The organism is Parageobacillus thermantarcticus, from assembly GCF_900111865.1.
In the GTDB taxonomy this organism is placed as follows: domain Bacteria; phylum Bacillota; class Bacilli; order Bacillales; family Anoxybacillaceae; genus Parageobacillus; species Parageobacillus thermantarcticus.
The window spans coordinates 1-17,024 of sequence record NZ_FOJS01000014.1 but is presented as its reverse complement, the minus strand read 5'-3'; the positions used below and the strand labels follow the sequence as shown (position 1 = coordinate 17,024).

Genomic DNA, 17,024 nt, shown 5'->3' with positions numbered 1-17,024 from the left:
TATGTATTTTGCCACGAAGCTGGTTGCTAACAAAAAGTGGAACTTGAATCGGATAGCCGAGTGGTTAGAGGTCAATAGCATACCAGAATCCAAATATGTCGAAGGCATGGAAGCCGAGAAAGAAACATTAATCGAACTATACGAAGAATACATAGCTATGGCCAAAGAACTGGAATTACAAGAAATCCTGACGGAAGAAGAAATAGAAGAACGAAAAAAATTGAAAGACGATGTTGTTCAACTATACCTAATTGTTGTCTATCGATTTCTTATCGCCTATATTCAAAATTAGTAGGCATAAGAAAAATAGAAGATTAAAAAATAAACAGCATGAAACATAAACCAGTTAGTTATGTTCATGCTGTTATTTCAGGCAGTAAATTTAAAACAGAAATATTACCAATAGTCAGCCATCCTTTTCTTTTAAATCAACCTTGTAATATTCCAACCCTCTTTCCAGCAAAACATTTACTAGTGCATTTATTTTAAATGATTTTTCTACACTTAGATTTTTTATTGTGTTATACATTTCTTCTGTTAAGAAAAAGGTTTTCTTCTCTTTTAACAACGAATGATCTACTTTTAAGTAATCTTTGAACATTTTATATTCCAAATCGAAATTCTCTTCAACGTTTATTGGCGTTCGATTTTCTTGTTTCTTTTTTACAAAGGGTTTATCAACTAATAAAACGACGATTCTACTTTTTACATCTCTACTCAATGATTCTTCTGGTGCAATACCTTTATATTTATATTCATTTTCTTCTTGATCAAATTCAATTGCTGCATTTGCCAGTTTTCTTTCTAAGTCTTTTTCATTTATTCCTGCCATAGTTGCAACCTCTGCCAACGATTTTCCGTTGTTTAATTGTTCTAATGCTTCTATTAATTTCATTTAAATCACCTCCGATTTTTTTAAACATTATAACTTCACTTGTGCTAAATTCTAATAACTTTTGCAGAATATTTGTGGCAATTTATAACCATATAATTTCAGATGTGCTACGGATTCCGAAAAGAATGTATTCGGAATTTATCATGATGCTTTGATCAATCTATACTTAACCGATGGCCTTACAAATAAATGCAATTTTTCAATAGGAAACCGATCGACGATTTTACAATGCCCTATCGAAACGAATATACGTATCTATCAATCGTTACGAATACATTTTCAAGTTCATTATCAAATCCTTTTATCCCCATTTTCTGTTTTTAGAAACGAATATGGGTTGCCCCGCTTAATATCGCAATGATATTGCATCATTGCCATTCGTTTATTTCCATTCGATACAAATAAAAGATACGAATATTCGTTACGAATGAAAGTAACGACGTGCCGATTTAAAGCGCATCCAACCCAGCACTTATCGAAATAGTATTGGCCGTCATGCAACCTTTCTTTTATTGAGCGATTTAAAAGTGCATTTTTTCCATTCGGCTCAAACGAAAAGCTAAAATATTTAACATTGAGCCACAGATTCATAGGGTTAACTGGGTACATTAAAACCTACCCAGTTAACTGTATGAACAACTTCATATACCTAATAGTTTAAAAATGGCTTCAGATCAAGTGTTCTAAAATTTAGAAGAATGACCTATCCAGACGAGTATTACTATATCCCGACTCCTAATTTGACCCAAATTTTTTAATAAAATAAATTACATTTTTCGGATGGATATAACATTATTTGATAATAAAAAAACCAGTATCAAATTGATACCGGTTAATCATTCATCATAGTAATTTTTATTTTTTACATATTTCCCGTACTAAATCAAATCTTTTTACATAAATCCCGTACCGAGAAAAATTCCGCACTGAGACCACAGTTTTTACTTAAATCCCGTACTGAGCTTTTACAAAATTCCCGTACCAAAATAATAGTTTTTACATAAATCCCATACCAAGCTAATGAAAACTATAGATTTCCGCAAATAAATACACTTTTTGTTCAAGCATTCATCATGTTTTAACTGTACACCCTACAGGATTTTTCATGCGTGTATGATCGTTTCACGTTTAAACGAAGGGTCTTCTATACCTGTACTTATATATTCAAAATCCCCATTAAATAAAAGATAGAGATCTATTTCTATCCAATCATCAGATTCTCGCTTACCTAAAAGAATAAGTGACTGTTCTAATTCTTGCCTGTTCCATCTACAACATTAATTTGGTCTAATTCTATTTGGATACGTTCCAGAACATTTGCTTTTACTATTGCCACCGGTATAGTGGCTTTTTGCGTTTCTGTACCCCCAAGTTCCAAAGCTAATTTATATAACGGATGATCATTTTGTAATAGTTGAATATCTTCTGTTTCAACTTTCGGTTTTAATGCAAATCGGACTGATTGATCCGTTTTTGATAAAATCTGTTCTAAACATCGATAAGATGAGTCGTTACGTCTAACAGTGGCGAATGCGATGCAATCATGATGAAGAAGATGTAGATTTGATTCGATGGCCATGGGGATCTATTGTTCGGTACCATGAAAAGAAACGAAAAAAAATGACCCCCGTTGAACTGCACTTCAACGGGAGTCATCTTTGTTTTCTTTAGAACTTCATCATAATTTTCATATTCCCTCCGCTGTTGCTAACAAATCGATTATTCTCATCAAATGCAAGAGGTCCTATCGCTGGAAAAACAAACAGACTATCTCCCTCACGCATTCTTTCTTCATAACGTATTCTGGCAATTGCCCATGCTTCCTCTAATGACAAAGCCCCCACGACATCCATTAATTCGTCTTTCTCTTTTGTTCTAAGAACGACATAATACTGATTCATAAATAATCCCTCCATCAAAAATGTTGATAAATAAAAAACATCGGCAAGAATGCCAACGACTGTTTTCGTCATACATCCTTGCCGATGATTTTTCACCATTTCTCTGGACCAAAAAGGCCTTCTGTTATATTAATTTGTAAAAGGAAAAGAAAATAAAATCGATTATCTATTATTATTCTATCTTACACTTTGCCCCTTTTTAACCCATTTCATCGAATTTCTCCCTGTAAAATAACAAATCTACTCAACAAAAAGTGAAGACTGGGTAGATAAAATAATGGCCGTCCAGATAGAGAATTCAAATACAGGCAAGCAAAAGAAACTTATTATTTCGCTCATCCGTATATTTGGTAATGAAATGAAAAGGAAACGGGAAGAAGTACGAATACACCCAAGAGAAAAATATAATCGAATAAATAGACCAGATAAGAAAGGAGAAGAGGAAAATGGAGGATAGCAAAGAATTCTGCCCCTACTGCGGCGCTAATTTGCAAGGAGATCCGATTCCAAAAGAACTGCAAAAGCATTATGGCAATGCCACCCACTTTAGCAGAAAAATTGGCATTTCCAGTTTGGAAAAAGATCGTGTAATCAAATGGCAATGTCCGGATTGCAAACAGGAATGGGAGCGGGAGGAATAGGTGGAAAGTGGTTTTTTACACATTTTCCGTACTAGGCCTCTTCTTTTTTTACAAAAATCCCGTACCAGAAAGGAGTTTTTTACAAAAAATCCGTACCAGAAAAGAGGTTTTTACAAAAATTCCGTACCGAAAAGGGTTTTTTACACATTTTCCGTACCAGACCCCTTCTTTTTTTACAAAAATCCCGTACCAGAAAAGAGGTTTTTACAAAAATTCCGTACCGAAAAGCGATTTTTACATATTTTCTGTACTCCGAGTTCGACAGTTTGAAGTCCAATTTTAGGCAAGCACAATTTAGAAAAAGCCTTTTATATCAAAGGATTTAAGGTCTATACACTAGAAAATACGTTGATTTTCGTAGGCACACGCTTCGTAAATTAGTCCTTTTAATATCGGTGTTTATGAGTTATAACGTAAGAACATATAAATCAGCATGCGAAACTCACTTTAAAGCATCGCCAAAACTTTGTGGCTGCAGGCGTTGGATCTGCTTCTAAGAATCCTACATATCCAGCATCACTCATAGATACACGCGTGAAGTATGCCTAATCGCTCATCAACCCTTATGTATCAAGGGCTGGTGAGCAATTTGTTTGCCTAGTAATTGTCTAACCCGGGCCAACCTTTGGAAAATTTATTTTTTGCAATTCTTTAAATTGAACCTGCCATTGTTCTAATGCTTTTATCGTCGGTGACAGGTTAATCTTATCTAATGTTTGATTAATTGTTCTTTGGAGTTCTGCAATCGGACTATCGATACTAGTGTAGATTTTGCTTAATGATAAACTTAATTGTTTAACACTATCTAAAACAGTTTGCATAGAATCAGTTCACCAGCAAAACCGTTCCTTAACGTACTAATTGATTCTAAGGATGGAGCAACAGATTGTATATGTAATTGTGTTTTCCTCAATTCCGAGGATCAAGTCCGCGAAATTGTGTAAAAACAAAACGGTAAAAAGCGATTTTATTTTCCCGTAATCCAAGTCTACTGTACTGGCAATGGAATTTTACACAATAATTTGGACTTGACCATTCCGAGGCTAATGTATTAAAGGCATTTGACAGTTCAGATTGATAAAATACCGAATTGAACTGCCGGCTTATGTTTGAGAAAAGATTGATTCACGTTATTAATTCTGTCTGCTCCCGAAGCATTTCACTCAATGGTGAAAGCGACTCTACTATCCTTGTAAGATTTTTAATAATTTCTCTATCTAATCCTATTTGCATGCATTTCTTCTTCCTTCATAACCATTTTATACAAAAACAGATGCCCCTATAAGAGACATCTGTTTTAGTTGTTACGCATTCATTGGCCAGTTTTTATATTGTTGTTCGGCTTGTTCCATGAATTTGTTTGTTAAGAATTGCAATTGTTGGCCGGTAATTTTTTCTTTCATGAGTACTTGCTTGACGGCTAATTTCACTTTAGCGTAAACATCTCGACGGTGAGGACTTGTCCAGTCTACGGCTAATTGTTTCTTTAAGGCTTTGACCACCTTATGGATTAGACTAGCAAGAAACTCGTTTGAGAACGCTTCCTGCTCCATAGCAGTAATCGCTTTGTAAAATTCAATTTCTTCCTCTGACAACCCCAAATCGTGTCGCTTGCGTATTTCCTCTTCCATTTCTTTGCGCATGTTAATCATAACCCTGACCACATCGGCAGCCTGAATGACACGATTATGATAATCCCTTAACGTTTTCTCTAGAAGTTCGCTTAACGCCTTTGACTGTGGGCTTCCTTGGCTAAATGTCACTTTAATTTGGTCCTCTAAAAGTTTTTTCAGCAACTTTAAGCGCAAGTCTACATGCTCTTTTTTCGTTAAATCTGCCAAGAATGCATCATCCAATATGCTGATATCTGGACGTTCAATTCCTGCTATTTGGAAAATGTCAACCGTTTCTTTCGCTAATAGACTATTGTCAATAAGTTCTGATAATCGCTCTTCTAATGTTTTGTTTTCCTTAGATCCCCCAGTTGACGGGCGTAAATGTTTGCGAAGCTGTGCTTTCATCATTAAATAAAGCATAACCTCATCTGCAAGTTCAAGCACTTCCGGCTGATGCTTCACCAACTGATATGATTTTTCTAGTTTGGTAGCTGCTTGGATATATTCCTCGGGATCTCGATTTAAAAGCATGTTAACAAGATCTGCAATGAAGTCTTCGCGCTCTATCTTTGGTTTTGCCCGCCAGTTTTGAACATCAATATCGCTTGGAATAAATCCCCTTACTGTCTCCAGATGATTCATAAAGATGTTAACGGCCTCGGAAATATCATAAGTAGGACTTCCCGTTCCGCCGCTTTGCGTATATTTATGAGTTGCTTCTTTCAGGGAAGTGGCGATGCCAATATAATCAACGACGACACCGCCTTCTTTTCCCGGAAACACACGGTTTACACGGGCAATGGCCTGCATCAGGTTGTGGCCTTTCATTGGCTTATCGACATAAAGGTAAGAAAGCGGTTTGGCGTCCATTCCTGTCAGCCACATATCGACGACAATGACAAATTTCAAAGGGTCTTCTGGGTCACGAAGTTTGGCTTTCACTTCTTCTTGCTCTTTTTTCGATTTAATATGCGCATATTTGCTTCCCGGCTGAACCTCTCGCCACTCTTTAGGATCCTTTGATACATCTCCTGTCATAATCACTTCAACAGGAGGGCATTCTGGAATCTCTCTTAGATAATTATACAAATCAACCGCAATTCGCCGGCTCATGCAGACAATCATCGCTTTTTGAAATGGATTGGCGACTTGGTTAAAATGTGATACGATATCTTTGGCTAAACGACGGAGCCGTTTTGGAGTACCGACGACTTTTTCCAGAGCGGCCCATTTTCTTTTATAGCTCTCTGACTCTTCATCGTCTCCCCCTGCTTCTTCGATAATTTTTCTGTATTTTTCATCAATGTCCCCAGCGGATAAATCAAGCGGAATTAGGCGGCTCTCATAGTAAATGGGCAATGTCGCTTTGTCTTCGACCGCCTGAGCCATATCGTAGCGGTGGATAATATGTCCAAAAATTTCTTCTGTATTGTTATCAACAAAATCGACCGGGGTTCCTGTAAACCCAATATAGGAAGCGTTCGGCAAAGCATAACGCAACTGAGCGGCAAATCCGCCCGCAAAACCGGCTTGGGTGCGATGTGCTTCATCGGCAATCACAACAATGTTTCGTCTTTCCGATAAAACAGGGTGTCGGGTTTCTCCTTCTTTTTTACGGAATTTTTCAATAGTGGAGAAAATAATTTGTCCCGCTTCTCCTCTCAGTAATGTCCGCAGCTGTTCGGTATTCTCCGCGTGATGCACATGGCCGATGTATGATTTCCCTTGCACAAACGTATCATGCAACTGTTCGTCTAAGTCATTACGGTCCACTTGAATGACAATTGATGGATTTTCCATTTCCGGATGGCGAGACAAAATTCCTGCGAAAAATAACATGCTTAGCGATTTGCCCGAACCCGTTGTATGATACATTACCCCGATTTTCCGGTCTCCGTCAGGCCGCGTCGCACGGATCGCTTCATTGACAGCGAAGTTTACGCCAAAAAATTGGTGATATTTCGCGCCGATTTTTGTAATTTTGCTTCCTTCCTCCAAAAAGACAATAAAATTACGAATATAATTTAGCAGACGGTCTTTTGGAAATAATCCTTCAATCAGCGTGCGCATCGTATTAGCACGGTTGTTATCGACATTTCGCCCATCAATCGATTTCCATGAGGCAAAGAAATCGTAATCGGCAAACGGCATCCCATGCTTCGTTTCCACGTTATCGGAAATAACAACAAAAGCGTTGTAGTTAAATAATTGCGAAATATCATATGTATAGTTTTGAATTTGGGTATATGCATCATAAACAGTCGCCTGCTCGTTGTTCGGATTTTTCAACTCAAACACAATCAGCGGCAAACCGTTAATATATATAACGATATCTGGCCGGCGGGACATGCGCCCTTCAATCGGCAATTGATTAACCACTAAAAAGTCATTGTTCTCCGGATGTTCCCAGTCAATCGGGAAAACATGAGGCGTGTACGTTTCATCGTTTACCTCATAAGAGAACTCAAGTCCTTTCGTCAACATTTGGTGAAAATGCATATTTCGGTTGATCAGTTTTACCCCATCCGGCGCCGTCAAAATTTGAGCAAGCCTTTTGATTTCTTGTTCCGGTATGGCCGGATAAGCCTTCTTTAAGAAGGCTTCCAACCGACCGTAAAGAACTACCTCGTGAAGACTGTCCCGCTCTCCGCGCTGAAACAATTCCTGCGCATGAAGATAGTCATAACCTAACCGTTTTAAACGTTCAATCGTCGTCTCTTCAAATTCCGTTTCACCTAGAGGTCTCGTTGCCATGCTGCTTGCACCTCCTAGTCGAATTTATATCCAATTTAAAGTACTTCTTCTACTTGTTTTTCTGCTTTTGATACATCAATTTCACCTGATAAAAGGCGAGGGAGGAGATAATCTCTTATTTCACTAAGTTGTTTATTAATGTTATCATTTTTATCTATTAAACTGTAATATGTTAACACTTGTTTATTATATTGTTCTATAGTTTCCTCAGGTGGTATTATTACTTTTATAGACTTTAAACTTGTTTGTGTTATTAATGGTTGAGTCGAACCACCTGTTATTAGAGAAAAATCTATATTTTTAAGAACAGCATATAAAAAACTATAGTAATATGCTTTTAAGGGGATTAAAACCAGAGAATTGTCAGAAGGCCAACATGGTTTTGAAACTCTAAATACCTTGCCAATTGTCCCTACACGACCAGTAATAAATATAGGTTCATTATACAAATATTCATTTGTAACTCCCATAGGCCCCCCTCCCCCAAATATAGGGTATTCACCTATATCTTTAACCTTAGGACGTTTACCACTTAATACTTTTGCCAAATCTTTAACTTGACCAATTTTCCAATTATTTGGGATAACTCCTAATTCCGACTCCACAAACTCCCCGTCTTGAAACGGTCCAAAATCAACAAACCAATGCTTGTAAAGCGTCATGGCCATTTCTTCGAGAGTTTTGTTCATCCGAATATTAATATCGATTTTATCGTCTATTGTTTCGAGTATCTTACCTATTCTTTCCTGTTCATTGACATCTTCAGGTATACTTATCTCTAGATTCTGAAGCACTTTCCAATCAGCTCTTGGCATTTTTGTACCACTTGAAGAAGCTGTAGCAAGATCAATCATCTCTTGTGAAGCCATTAGATAAAACAAGAAAGTTTGATTGAACTTCCTAGGATTTTTACTTGTTAATACAAGAATATCGGTTGAACATACGCCATTGAATTTAGGTCTTACTACTTTGCGAAAATATGGGCGTAATTTCCCAAATAAAATATCTCCCTTTGAGAAATAACTTTTTGTACTCGTTACTTCATTTGATTTTCCAACACTGATTAACCGTAATGTTCCTTGACCTATATGTTCTAACCCAATATAAGGTAAAACCTCATCAGGTTTGGGTTGATATGACTCTCTTTTTAGTTCAACAATATCTCCTAATTTCACTTTAATCCAATTACTCACAGTAATTCCTCCAAGTCTTTCTTAATCTTTTCTTGAAGGCGATTCGATTCTTCAAACTGTTCTAAAAGACGCTGAGTTAATTCAGCCATTTTTTCTTCAAACGGTACATCGTCTTCATTGGATACTTCCGTCCCAACATAAATGCCCGGCGTTAATTTGTAGTCATTTGCCCGAACTTCTTCAATTGTTGCAACTTTACAGAATCCAACAACGTCTTCGTATCCTTCTGCCCCTTCGTATTTATAGGCACGATAAACGGCTGCGATTTTATCAATTTCCTCTTTAGACAACGCTTTTTGCTTACGACTAACGAGCGTTCCCATTTTACGGGCATCGATAAACAAAATTTCATTTTTTCGCGCCCGATAGCCGTTTTTGCCGTCACGGTTTTTGCTTAAAAAGAATAAGCAACATGGAATGCCTGTGGTAAAGAACAGTTTTTCAGGCAATTGAACAATGCAGTCAATATATCCTTCATCCACTAATTTTTGACGAACTTCTTTCTCCTCTTTCACATTCGTTGTCATCGCTCCGTTTGCCATGACAAATCCTGCGGTACCTGTATCATTTAAATGATATAGGAAGTGCTGCATCCACATATAGTTCGCATTGCTGTTTGTGACTGGTCCGATTAAGCGTGGGTCATTTTTTGATAAACGGTCTGCTCCCCAGTCTTTTTGGTTAAACGGCGGATTGGCAATCACGTAATCGGCCTTTAAATCAGGGAACTGATCGTTTAACAGCGAGTCTCCTAAGCGAATTTCTGCATTGATGCCATGCAACAAAACGTTCATTTTTCCAAGACGTACGGTCGTTACTACATTTTCTTGCCCGTAAAACGAAAGAGCGTGTTTGTTTGGAGCATATTCTTCACTTTGTATAAACATCCCACCGCTGCCGCACGCAGGATCAAACACAATCCCGCTTTTCGGCTCCAGCATAGCAACAAGCAACTTAACGATACTGGATGGCGTAAAGAATTCTCCGCCTCTGTTGCCTTCAGAAGCAGCAAAAGAACTAATAAAATACTCATATGTACGGCCCAATATATCTACACTGTCATCCGTATTGGCGCTAAATACATCACGAGAAAAAATTTCGATTAATCCCGCCACGTTTTCAGGCGGTAAGTTCGAACCTTGGTAAATTCGCGGCAATATGCCTTCCAGTTCTGGATTTTCCTCTTCAAGACGCTTCATCGCGTTATCAAGAATCTCTTTAATATTCGGCTGCTTGGCGTTTTTCATAATATAAGACCAACTTGCTTCTTCAGGCACGACAAAGACGTTTTCCGCCTTATATTGGTCCGGGTCTGTAATGATGATTTGCCGCATTTCATCATCTTCCGTATACCAATCGCTGCTTGGATCTTTTACAATTTGCTCTAATTCTTTTCGGCGCTTTTCGTACTTGTTAGAAAGATAGCGCAAAAAGATTAACGGAAGAACATAGTGTTTATAATCAGCAGGAGCCACACTCCCGCGCATTTTATTGGCTGCCTCAAATAAATCCTTCTGAAAATCGATGTCTGCTTTTACAGTCATACTCTGCCTCCTGTTTCTTTATCTTTTTCATACTAGATTTGTTGAAAAACAAAAGTAAAGACTTGAAATCATTAGGATGCTCCAAAGTGTTCCAACTTTAATTATACAGCGTTCCCTATTCCTTAGAAACTCTATTATAACGACTCAACTTCTTACCAGCAGATGCAGAATAGTTTTTATAAATGTATTCTGATAAAGCTAATGCATCATCCTGTATTTTCTCCACATCCCATTTATCTTTGGATAAACGCCTCTTTGCAGTTAGAACAATATTTCTATATCCTTTCTTTATTTCCCAATCATACGCAAAACTGACTTGTTGATTAGCTTCCATAAGTATGTTCCGGATTGTTTCGGCATAATCCTGTCTGCGTAGCCAGATGTTTGGCTCTCTTTGCCCATGGCCGTCACAACTCATAGAAGTATATAACCCGACTTTATTTAATGCAAATACTAGGCTAGCAATCCCGCTGTCTAAATCCAATATAGAGAGGTCATTGTCCGGATTATGGTTCCATGCAGCTGGGACTTCTTGTGGTCTTAAAACAGAAAACCAGTTCCATCCTTGTCGATAAAAAAACTCTATTTGCTGGAACAGTTCATCCGAAACAAGGGTATTCGGCTTTAGCCGAATACCTTTTTCGCCAATGTTGATGCCTATTTGTAATACTGCTAATAAACTGACCATTTCGATGAAGTTAGATTTTGAATACCATAGATCCAAAACTAATTCCTCATCTACTACGTTCACCCAAAATCCTCGTCTTCTTAAACTATTTCTTAATTCAAGAAGAAGTTTCTTTTTCAACACTCATTCCCCCTACTTTGTCATTGGTCGGATAAAAGCCCCGATGCCAAATTTTTGATAAGCATCAAAGTATTTTTTCTTTCTCTCTTCATAAGCTTTGCGAATTAATTCATCTGCCTCTTCCAATTGTCTAATCATCTCCTGTTGCTGCTCAATAGGAAGCAAAGGCAGCTCAATGGAGCGAATATCATTTGGAGTTAAAACTGTTGCAATGGATCCGCTTTGATGAGCTTCAAAAAAGTATTGGCCAATCGGACTTTCTAAGAAACGTTTGACGTAGACAGGATCGACTTCTTTTGTAGAATGAAGGCGAATGATAATAAACATATTCGATACTAAAATCATTCCGTCGTACTCTGGAACAACGGCAATTTTCTGTTGGGTTCCCCTGCTTGACACTAAAATGTCCCCCGGCTGTGCGGTAACGCGCTGTACATCTCTTGTTTGAATTGGAAATTCATCGATGGTTTCAAAGCGTATTTCTCCATTTTCGATATCTCGTATTTGAATAACAGGGAATAACTCCCCGTCTGTATTTTCGATTTGTCTGCGGGATGGAAGATTCACGCCGCGGATGACCTCCGCAATGTCCCCGATCTGCACAAGGTTTTCCGCTTCGCCTTCGTATTTTTTCTTATTAAAAACGATCTTGCCGAATTCTGTGTCCAGTTCCACATGAATGAAGTATAAGGATGGGTTTAAGTCCCAATTGTTTTCGGCAATTTCATCTATAGTAACAATGCGTGAGTATTTTTCTTTGTTTTCATATGCCTCAAGCGTTTCAATAATTTTCTGGACATGTTTGGAAGTCAAATATTTTTGTGTTCTTGTCCGCTCATAATCCCCTTCGGCATTAATGAATTGCACTTTGCCTTTTTTGTGGCTTGGTTTATGTTTATTCAATAGAAGAAGCGCCACCTGAATACCCGTTCCGCTAAATAAATTGTTTGGAAGGGAAACAATGCTTTCGATTACATCGTCTTTTAATAGGATGGAACGAATTTTTCTTTCTGCCGCACCTCTAACCAGTGTTCCAAAAGGAACGATTAATGCCGCTTTCCCTTCCTGATTTAAAGACGCCAATGCATGTAATATAAAGGAATAATCTCCTTGTGATTTAGATGGAAGATCATATAATTCAAATCGATGATAAGGGTCATTGATGGCAAACTCATATCCCCAATCTCTTAAACCGAATGGGAAATTCATCATAATATAGTCAAATTGCATCAGACGCCCATTTTCGAGCCATTTCGGGTCACGAATGGTATCACCCAATTTCATATCTCCCTGTTCTGGCAAGATATGATTGACAAACAAATTCAGCTTGCCAATAACATATAACTCTTCGTTAATCTCTTGTCCATAAACAGAAATATCTTTTCCTTTGCCTTTAGCGTATCGGTAGGCATCAACCAGTATATTTGCAATTCCAGCGGTTCCGTCATATACGGATCCCGTAATTGGCTTTAATGCCTGAATCATTAGCTGTGACAGGCCATCAGGTGTGAAGTCATAACCTTTTGAAGATGCAAGCAGCTCTTTTATTAATGTTTCAAAAAAAACTGTCGTAGCCTCGTTATTTTGATACTCCGTTTTCGTTAATCCATATCGTTCAAGAAGGACCACTAATTTATAAAGAGTAGTTTCCTCGATGTTCTTGAATGTATCGTTAAGAAACACGCCAGAGAGTGAAGGCTCTATGCTTTCAAGCGTACGGTATAAAGATTGGATGGTCTCTTTTACATTTCCGCGGCGATTTTTAAGTTCTTCCCTTGTTATGATGTTTGTGAGCTTCTCACCATATTTTTCATTCTCCATGGCAAAAAACAAAGTATGCAGCTTTAATAATTCGACTGCTAATCCTTTTTCTACTTCAATTTCTTTCTTATTAAATTGATTTTCGAATTCATGAATAAATTGCAACGCTTTGTCACGGCTCATTATTTTACCTCCTAATTTCCTAATAAAGTATTATCAATTCCTTTTTAATTTTGATGCAAAAAAAGAAACTTCATTATGCAATAATTCCATTGTCGCAAGGATTGCCTTCAAAGACATTACTTCTAATGAAATAACTTATGGTTGACCATCTCTGTGTTTTTAATGTAACATACAACAAAATTTTTGTAAAGGGTATTTTTAATTCTTTTTTGGCTTTGTTATAATTCCTCTATAAAAACAAGAATTATGAACTATAATTTGAGCTACAACAAATGATATAAGGGGATTTTATTCCATTACCTATCAAATTACGTGAAGGCATGGATCAAAAATTCGTCAACTCCTTTCCGCCAAAGAACTGACCCTTCTGGAATGAGAAGTAGGACTCATTCAACGGCAGCATTCCTTAACTGCTAAAGCCTTCCTGACGCTATGTGTATAGGGAGATGGTTCGCTTGGGGGTCAGTCGCTTCAGCGGCTATGCGCCAATTTGGCGCTCTGGCATGGTTGCTCCCTCCCTGTTCCAAGCTCGAATGTATTGGCATCAACGGGAGGGAATCGAGATCAGTGAACGGAAAGCGCCCGATCTCCCCCGATCGTATTAGCATCGGTTTCTTTTGCATTCTCAAACGATGAAAACCGATCTTCCCTCTCTCTCTGATGTTAGTCTAGATTATACAACGAATAGAGAAATGAATTGAGCGTTTTTCACAAAAAATGGTGAAGAACCATAAATAAAAACTGCATTCTCATGATAAAAATAGTGAAAAATTATTGAACTTTAATATTTACTGCTTTTTTTCTTAAATATTTTGTAATAAAATCAAGGTTCAAAGTGAAGTAATTGTTAGGAGTGTTAAACGTGTTGTCAACTAAGGTAAAGTGGTTAAGTTTTACTATCGTTATTCTGATAATCCTACTTGGCGTTTTTTTCTTCGTACCTTTTAAACAAACTCCACCAGACAATACGAGAATGATACTGGACCATGAAACAAAAACATACATTGCTCCAATCTGTTTTGAGGAATCGATTGCATCCAACTTTCTTGAAGAAACTACATTAAAAAAAGTGAAAGAAACAGATTATAAAGCAAGCACAAAATGTACAAAAGAGGCTTTAGAAGGAAAACAAACAACACTATTTATTATGCTTGCTGAAAAATTAGGGATAGTAAAGAGCAAATGGGATTGGTAGTTTTGAATTAATCCTTTAAATTAAAAAGGGGTATAATGCTTGAGATATTATGCCCCCTCAGTTGATGTTCTTTATTCTTCTCTTCATTATATGAATATATGCTCATGTATATTATGTTTTATAATCAAAAAAGTTCAACTTTTATTGTAATTTTTCCACTTTCTTAGGTCAGGTCCTAATTATTGTGTAAATTCCCCTCTATTTTTTGTTAAAAACCAAAGATAATGTATTTTATCAATCAAGACTAAAATTCAGTGCAAGAAGGCGAAAAAGAAAATGAATAACAAATGGAATCGGATTATTTATAAATGTTGGGCTCCTTTTTATGATTTATTTTTTAATAGAGGTGTGTTTTATTCAGCGCGAAAACAGATATTTCATGAATTTCCTTTTGGAGATGGTGAGAATGTTCTATTTGTTGGAGTAGGAACGGGTGCTGATTTGGCCTTTTGTCCATTAGAAAAAATAAATGTAGTTGCTATTGATTATTCTAAAGAAATGCTGGAAAAAGCAAAAAATAAGTATCAGAATGAAAATATAAAATTCATTCAAATGGATGCTCAATCTCTAACATTTCCAAACAATTCGTTTGATGTAGTAGTAGCAAGTTTAGTCATAAGCGTAGTCCCTTCCCCTGACAAAGTGATGTCAGAAATCGTGCGTGTAACGAAGAAAGGTGGACGTATTATTATATTTGATAAATTTGCACCTAAACATAGAGAACTGTCATTCGGAAAAAAAGTAATTCGTCCCATCATCAAGCTGTTGGGTACTGACATAGGTATCTCATTTGAAAAGGTTTATAAAAATATCAAACATGAATGTTACTTAGTTGAAGATAAAGATGTTATGATGAAAGGTATGTACCGAAAAATCGTATTAAAAAAGAACTAGGTGATTAAAAGTGATGAAAAAAATGATTCTAATCATGTTTCTCATCTTTTTATGTATTCCATCCATCGGATATGCTCATAGTTACTTATCATCTTCCAATCCGAAAGAAAGAGAAACCGTAACTACACCACTAAAAACAATTACTCTTACATTTGAGACAAAAATAGAGAAACTAAGCACAATGCATCTTCTCAGCTCAGGAAATGAAATACCTTTCAATAATATTACTGTAAAAGACAATCAACTTATTGGTACTGTCTCAACCCCACTTGAGAACGGTTCATATACGATTGTGTGGAAAATTGTTGGAGAAGATGGTCATCCAATCACTGGCGAAATTCCGTTTGATGTAAAAGTAGCACAAAATAAGATAAAAACGCCATCTCAGTCAACGACTTCTACAACGAAACAAGACGGTATTGAAAAAAATACGAAACTGGAAAAAAGTCAGAAAAAAGAAGAAGATAGTCAAGCAAAAAATACATCTTCTAGCACATGGATTAGAATTTTAATAGTTAGCTTAGGTATTATTGTTATCGTTGGTTTGATATCAATCTTAAAAAAGAAGGGATAAGCATTGCCATTCATTGTTTCGCTTAGCGAATTTTTTAACTATATTTTCTATTCTATACTTGCTGGTCATGTTGCATTATCTTTTGTACCTGATGAAAAAAAGCCAAAAATCATCATTCCAAAACCAATGCTCCTTTTATCTATATTAGGCATCTTCGTCTCGACCTTTGGCCCAGTTTTACAAGTCATTTATTATTTTTCTGATGGCAGTAACTATTTTAATCAGAAATCATGGTCAATCTTAACTGACTTTCAAGTTGGAAAAGCGTGGATTTTCATTGGTTGGATGGCAACCTTCTTGTGGATGACGGTGTATGTGGAAGGTTCGAAATATTTACAAGCCTTTTGGTTGTTATTAATGATTTTAGCAGTTGGTTACGCTAGCCATGTCGCTTCATTATCATTTTGGACTGGGTTGTTTTCTCACAGCATTCACTTTTTAGCAGTAGCATTATGGACTGGAATTCTCATTCATGTCGCATGGTTTGCGAAAAACTTAAGTAACTGGACGAGCTTTCTAAAATGGTTTACACCATTTGCTATTGGTTGTATGGTAATCATATTAACAAGCGGTTTTTCCATGATGCTCGTTGTAGTAGATATAAGCGATTATATTAATTCTTGGGTTTTGCCTTATGGTCAAATGTTATTATTAAAGCATATCAGTATCATACCTTTACTTGCATTTGCTCTAATAAACGGGATTCTTTTAAGGAAATTGTCAGCGCAGCCTAATCTTAATATTCGAGCTTGGTTGAAAGCTGAAACCATCATTATTACTGTCATATTCTTTTTCACAAGTATACTTGGTACCTCATCCCCCCCCTCACGATGACATAGATTTTATGGTCAAATCTGAGGGAGCATCCAAGTGGCTTGAATACTTAATCGGCAAAACGATTATAACTCCCGTTAATCTAAAACCAATGTTTTCTATTGAAGGATTCTTCTTAATACTCTTTGGTTTTATGTTTTTAATGATGATCTTTTTAAGCTTTTACAAAAAGATGAAGCCATATTTTGCAGTAGTTTTTGGATTGTTATTTATAGTTTGTACTTATTTTGG

Annotated in this window: 15 protein-coding genes and 1 pseudogene; 7 read left to right on the top strand and 9 right to left on the bottom strand. The window is 36.8% G+C overall.

Translation table 11 applies throughout. The features are described 5' to 3' along the window. Window positions 1-43: 43 nt before the first annotated feature. A complete protein-coding gene (locus BM278_RS08825) occupies window positions 44-292 on the top strand; it encodes a hypothetical protein (protein WP_143093430.1) in 249 nt (82 codons plus the stop codon). A gap of 114 nt (window positions 293-406) precedes the next feature. Here BM278_RS08825 and BM278_RS08820 read toward each other — a convergent pair whose 3' ends face one another. From BM278_RS08820 to BM278_RS08805, 3 genes are all read right to left on the bottom strand, one after another. Next, the gene (locus tag BM278_RS08820) at window positions 407-895 is read right to left on the bottom strand and encodes a hypothetical protein (protein ID WP_029761317.1); all 489 of its coding nucleotides are present in this window, start codon (window positions 893-895) and stop codon (window positions 407-409) included. Window positions 896-2,144: 1,249 nt separating this feature from the next. After that, a complete protein-coding gene (locus BM278_RS19030) occupies window positions 2,145-2,474 on the bottom strand; it encodes a hypothetical protein (RefSeq protein WP_208601780.1) in 330 nt (109 codons plus the stop codon). Window positions 2,475-2,562: 88 nt separating this feature from the next. Further along, window positions 2,563-2,868 (bottom strand): hypothetical protein, encoded by a 306-nt coding sequence (locus BM278_RS08805; RefSeq protein ID WP_223810910.1) that lies wholly within the window; start codon window positions 2,866-2,868, stop codon window positions 2,563-2,565. Window positions 2,869-3,242: 374 nt separating this feature from the next. On the opposite strand from BM278_RS08805, the gene BM278_RS08795 reads away from it, so the two are divergent. Beyond that, window positions 3,243-3,437: a hypothetical protein gene (locus BM278_RS08795; RefSeq protein ID WP_090949035.1), complete on the top strand. Its 195-nt coding sequence runs from the start codon at window positions 3,243-3,245 to the stop codon at window positions 3,435-3,437. A gap of 608 nt (window positions 3,438-4,045) precedes the next feature. On the opposite strand, the gene BM278_RS08790 is transcribed toward BM278_RS08795, so the two are convergent. The 6 genes from BM278_RS08790 to BM278_RS08760 form a co-directional block, all read right to left on the bottom strand. Further along, entirely contained in the window at window positions 4,046-4,258 is a 213-nt protein-coding gene (locus tag BM278_RS08790; protein ID WP_244151134.1) for a hypothetical protein, read from the bottom strand. Window positions 4,259-4,741: 483 nt separating this feature from the next. After that, window positions 4,742-7,807 carry a type I restriction endonuclease subunit R gene (locus BM278_RS08780; RefSeq protein WP_090949033.1) on the bottom strand — a complete coding sequence of 1,022 codons (3,066 nt, stop codon included), beginning with the start codon at window positions 7,805-7,807 and terminating at the stop codon, window positions 4,742-4,744. A gap of 35 nt (window positions 7,808-7,842) precedes the next feature. Continuing rightward, complete coding sequence (locus BM278_RS08775) at window positions 7,843-9,000, bottom strand: restriction endonuclease subunit S (RefSeq protein WP_020154871.1); 1,158 nt, start codon at window positions 8,998-9,000, stop codon at window positions 7,843-7,845. Continuing rightward, window positions 8,997-10,544 carry a type I restriction-modification system subunit M gene (locus BM278_RS08770; protein WP_090949031.1) on the bottom strand — a complete coding sequence of 516 codons (1,548 nt, stop codon included), beginning with the start codon at window positions 10,542-10,544 and terminating at the stop codon, window positions 8,997-8,999. Before BM278_RS08770 ends, BM278_RS08775 begins: the two co-directional genes overlap by 4 nt. Window positions 10,545-10,659: 115 nt before the next feature. Beyond that, window positions 10,660-11,355 carry a hypothetical protein gene (locus tag BM278_RS08765; protein ID WP_090949029.1) on the bottom strand — a complete coding sequence of 232 codons (696 nt, stop codon included), beginning with the start codon at window positions 11,353-11,355 and terminating at the stop codon, window positions 10,660-10,662. Window positions 11,356-11,364: 9 nt separating this feature from the next. Further along, entirely contained in the window at window positions 11,365-13,173 is a 1,809-nt protein-coding gene (locus tag BM278_RS08760) for an N-6 DNA methylase (RefSeq protein WP_244151133.1), read from the bottom strand. 985 nt (window positions 13,174-14,158) lie between these two features. On the opposite strand from BM278_RS08760, the gene BM278_RS08750 reads away from it, so the two are divergent. The 5 genes and pseudogenes from BM278_RS08750 to BM278_RS19220 all read left to right on the top strand — a co-directional run. Further along, window positions 14,159-14,491 carry a hypothetical protein gene (locus BM278_RS08750; RefSeq protein ID WP_090949026.1) on the top strand — a complete coding sequence of 111 codons (333 nt, stop codon included), beginning with the start codon at window positions 14,159-14,161 and terminating at the stop codon, window positions 14,489-14,491. 276 nt (window positions 14,492-14,767) lie between these two features. Beyond that, window positions 14,768-15,385 (top strand): class I SAM-dependent methyltransferase, encoded by a 618-nt coding sequence (locus BM278_RS08745; protein WP_090949024.1) that lies wholly within the window; start codon window positions 14,768-14,770, stop codon window positions 15,383-15,385. A 13-nt stretch (window positions 15,386-15,398) separates the two neighbouring features. After that, on the top strand, window positions 15,399-15,959 hold the full coding sequence (locus BM278_RS08740; RefSeq protein ID WP_090949021.1) for a copper resistance CopC family protein: 561 nt from the start codon (window positions 15,399-15,401) through the stop codon (window positions 15,957-15,959). Between the two features lie 3 nt (window positions 15,960-15,962). Continuing rightward, window positions 15,963-16,793 carry a copper resistance D family protein gene (locus BM278_RS08735; RefSeq protein WP_244151132.1) on the top strand — a complete coding sequence of 277 codons (831 nt, stop codon included), beginning with the start codon at window positions 15,963-15,965 and terminating at the stop codon, window positions 16,791-16,793. A gap of 10 nt (window positions 16,794-16,803) precedes the next feature. Beyond that, a pseudogene (locus BM278_RS19220) lies at window positions 16,804-17,024 on the top strand (copper resistance D family protein); the annotation flags it as partial.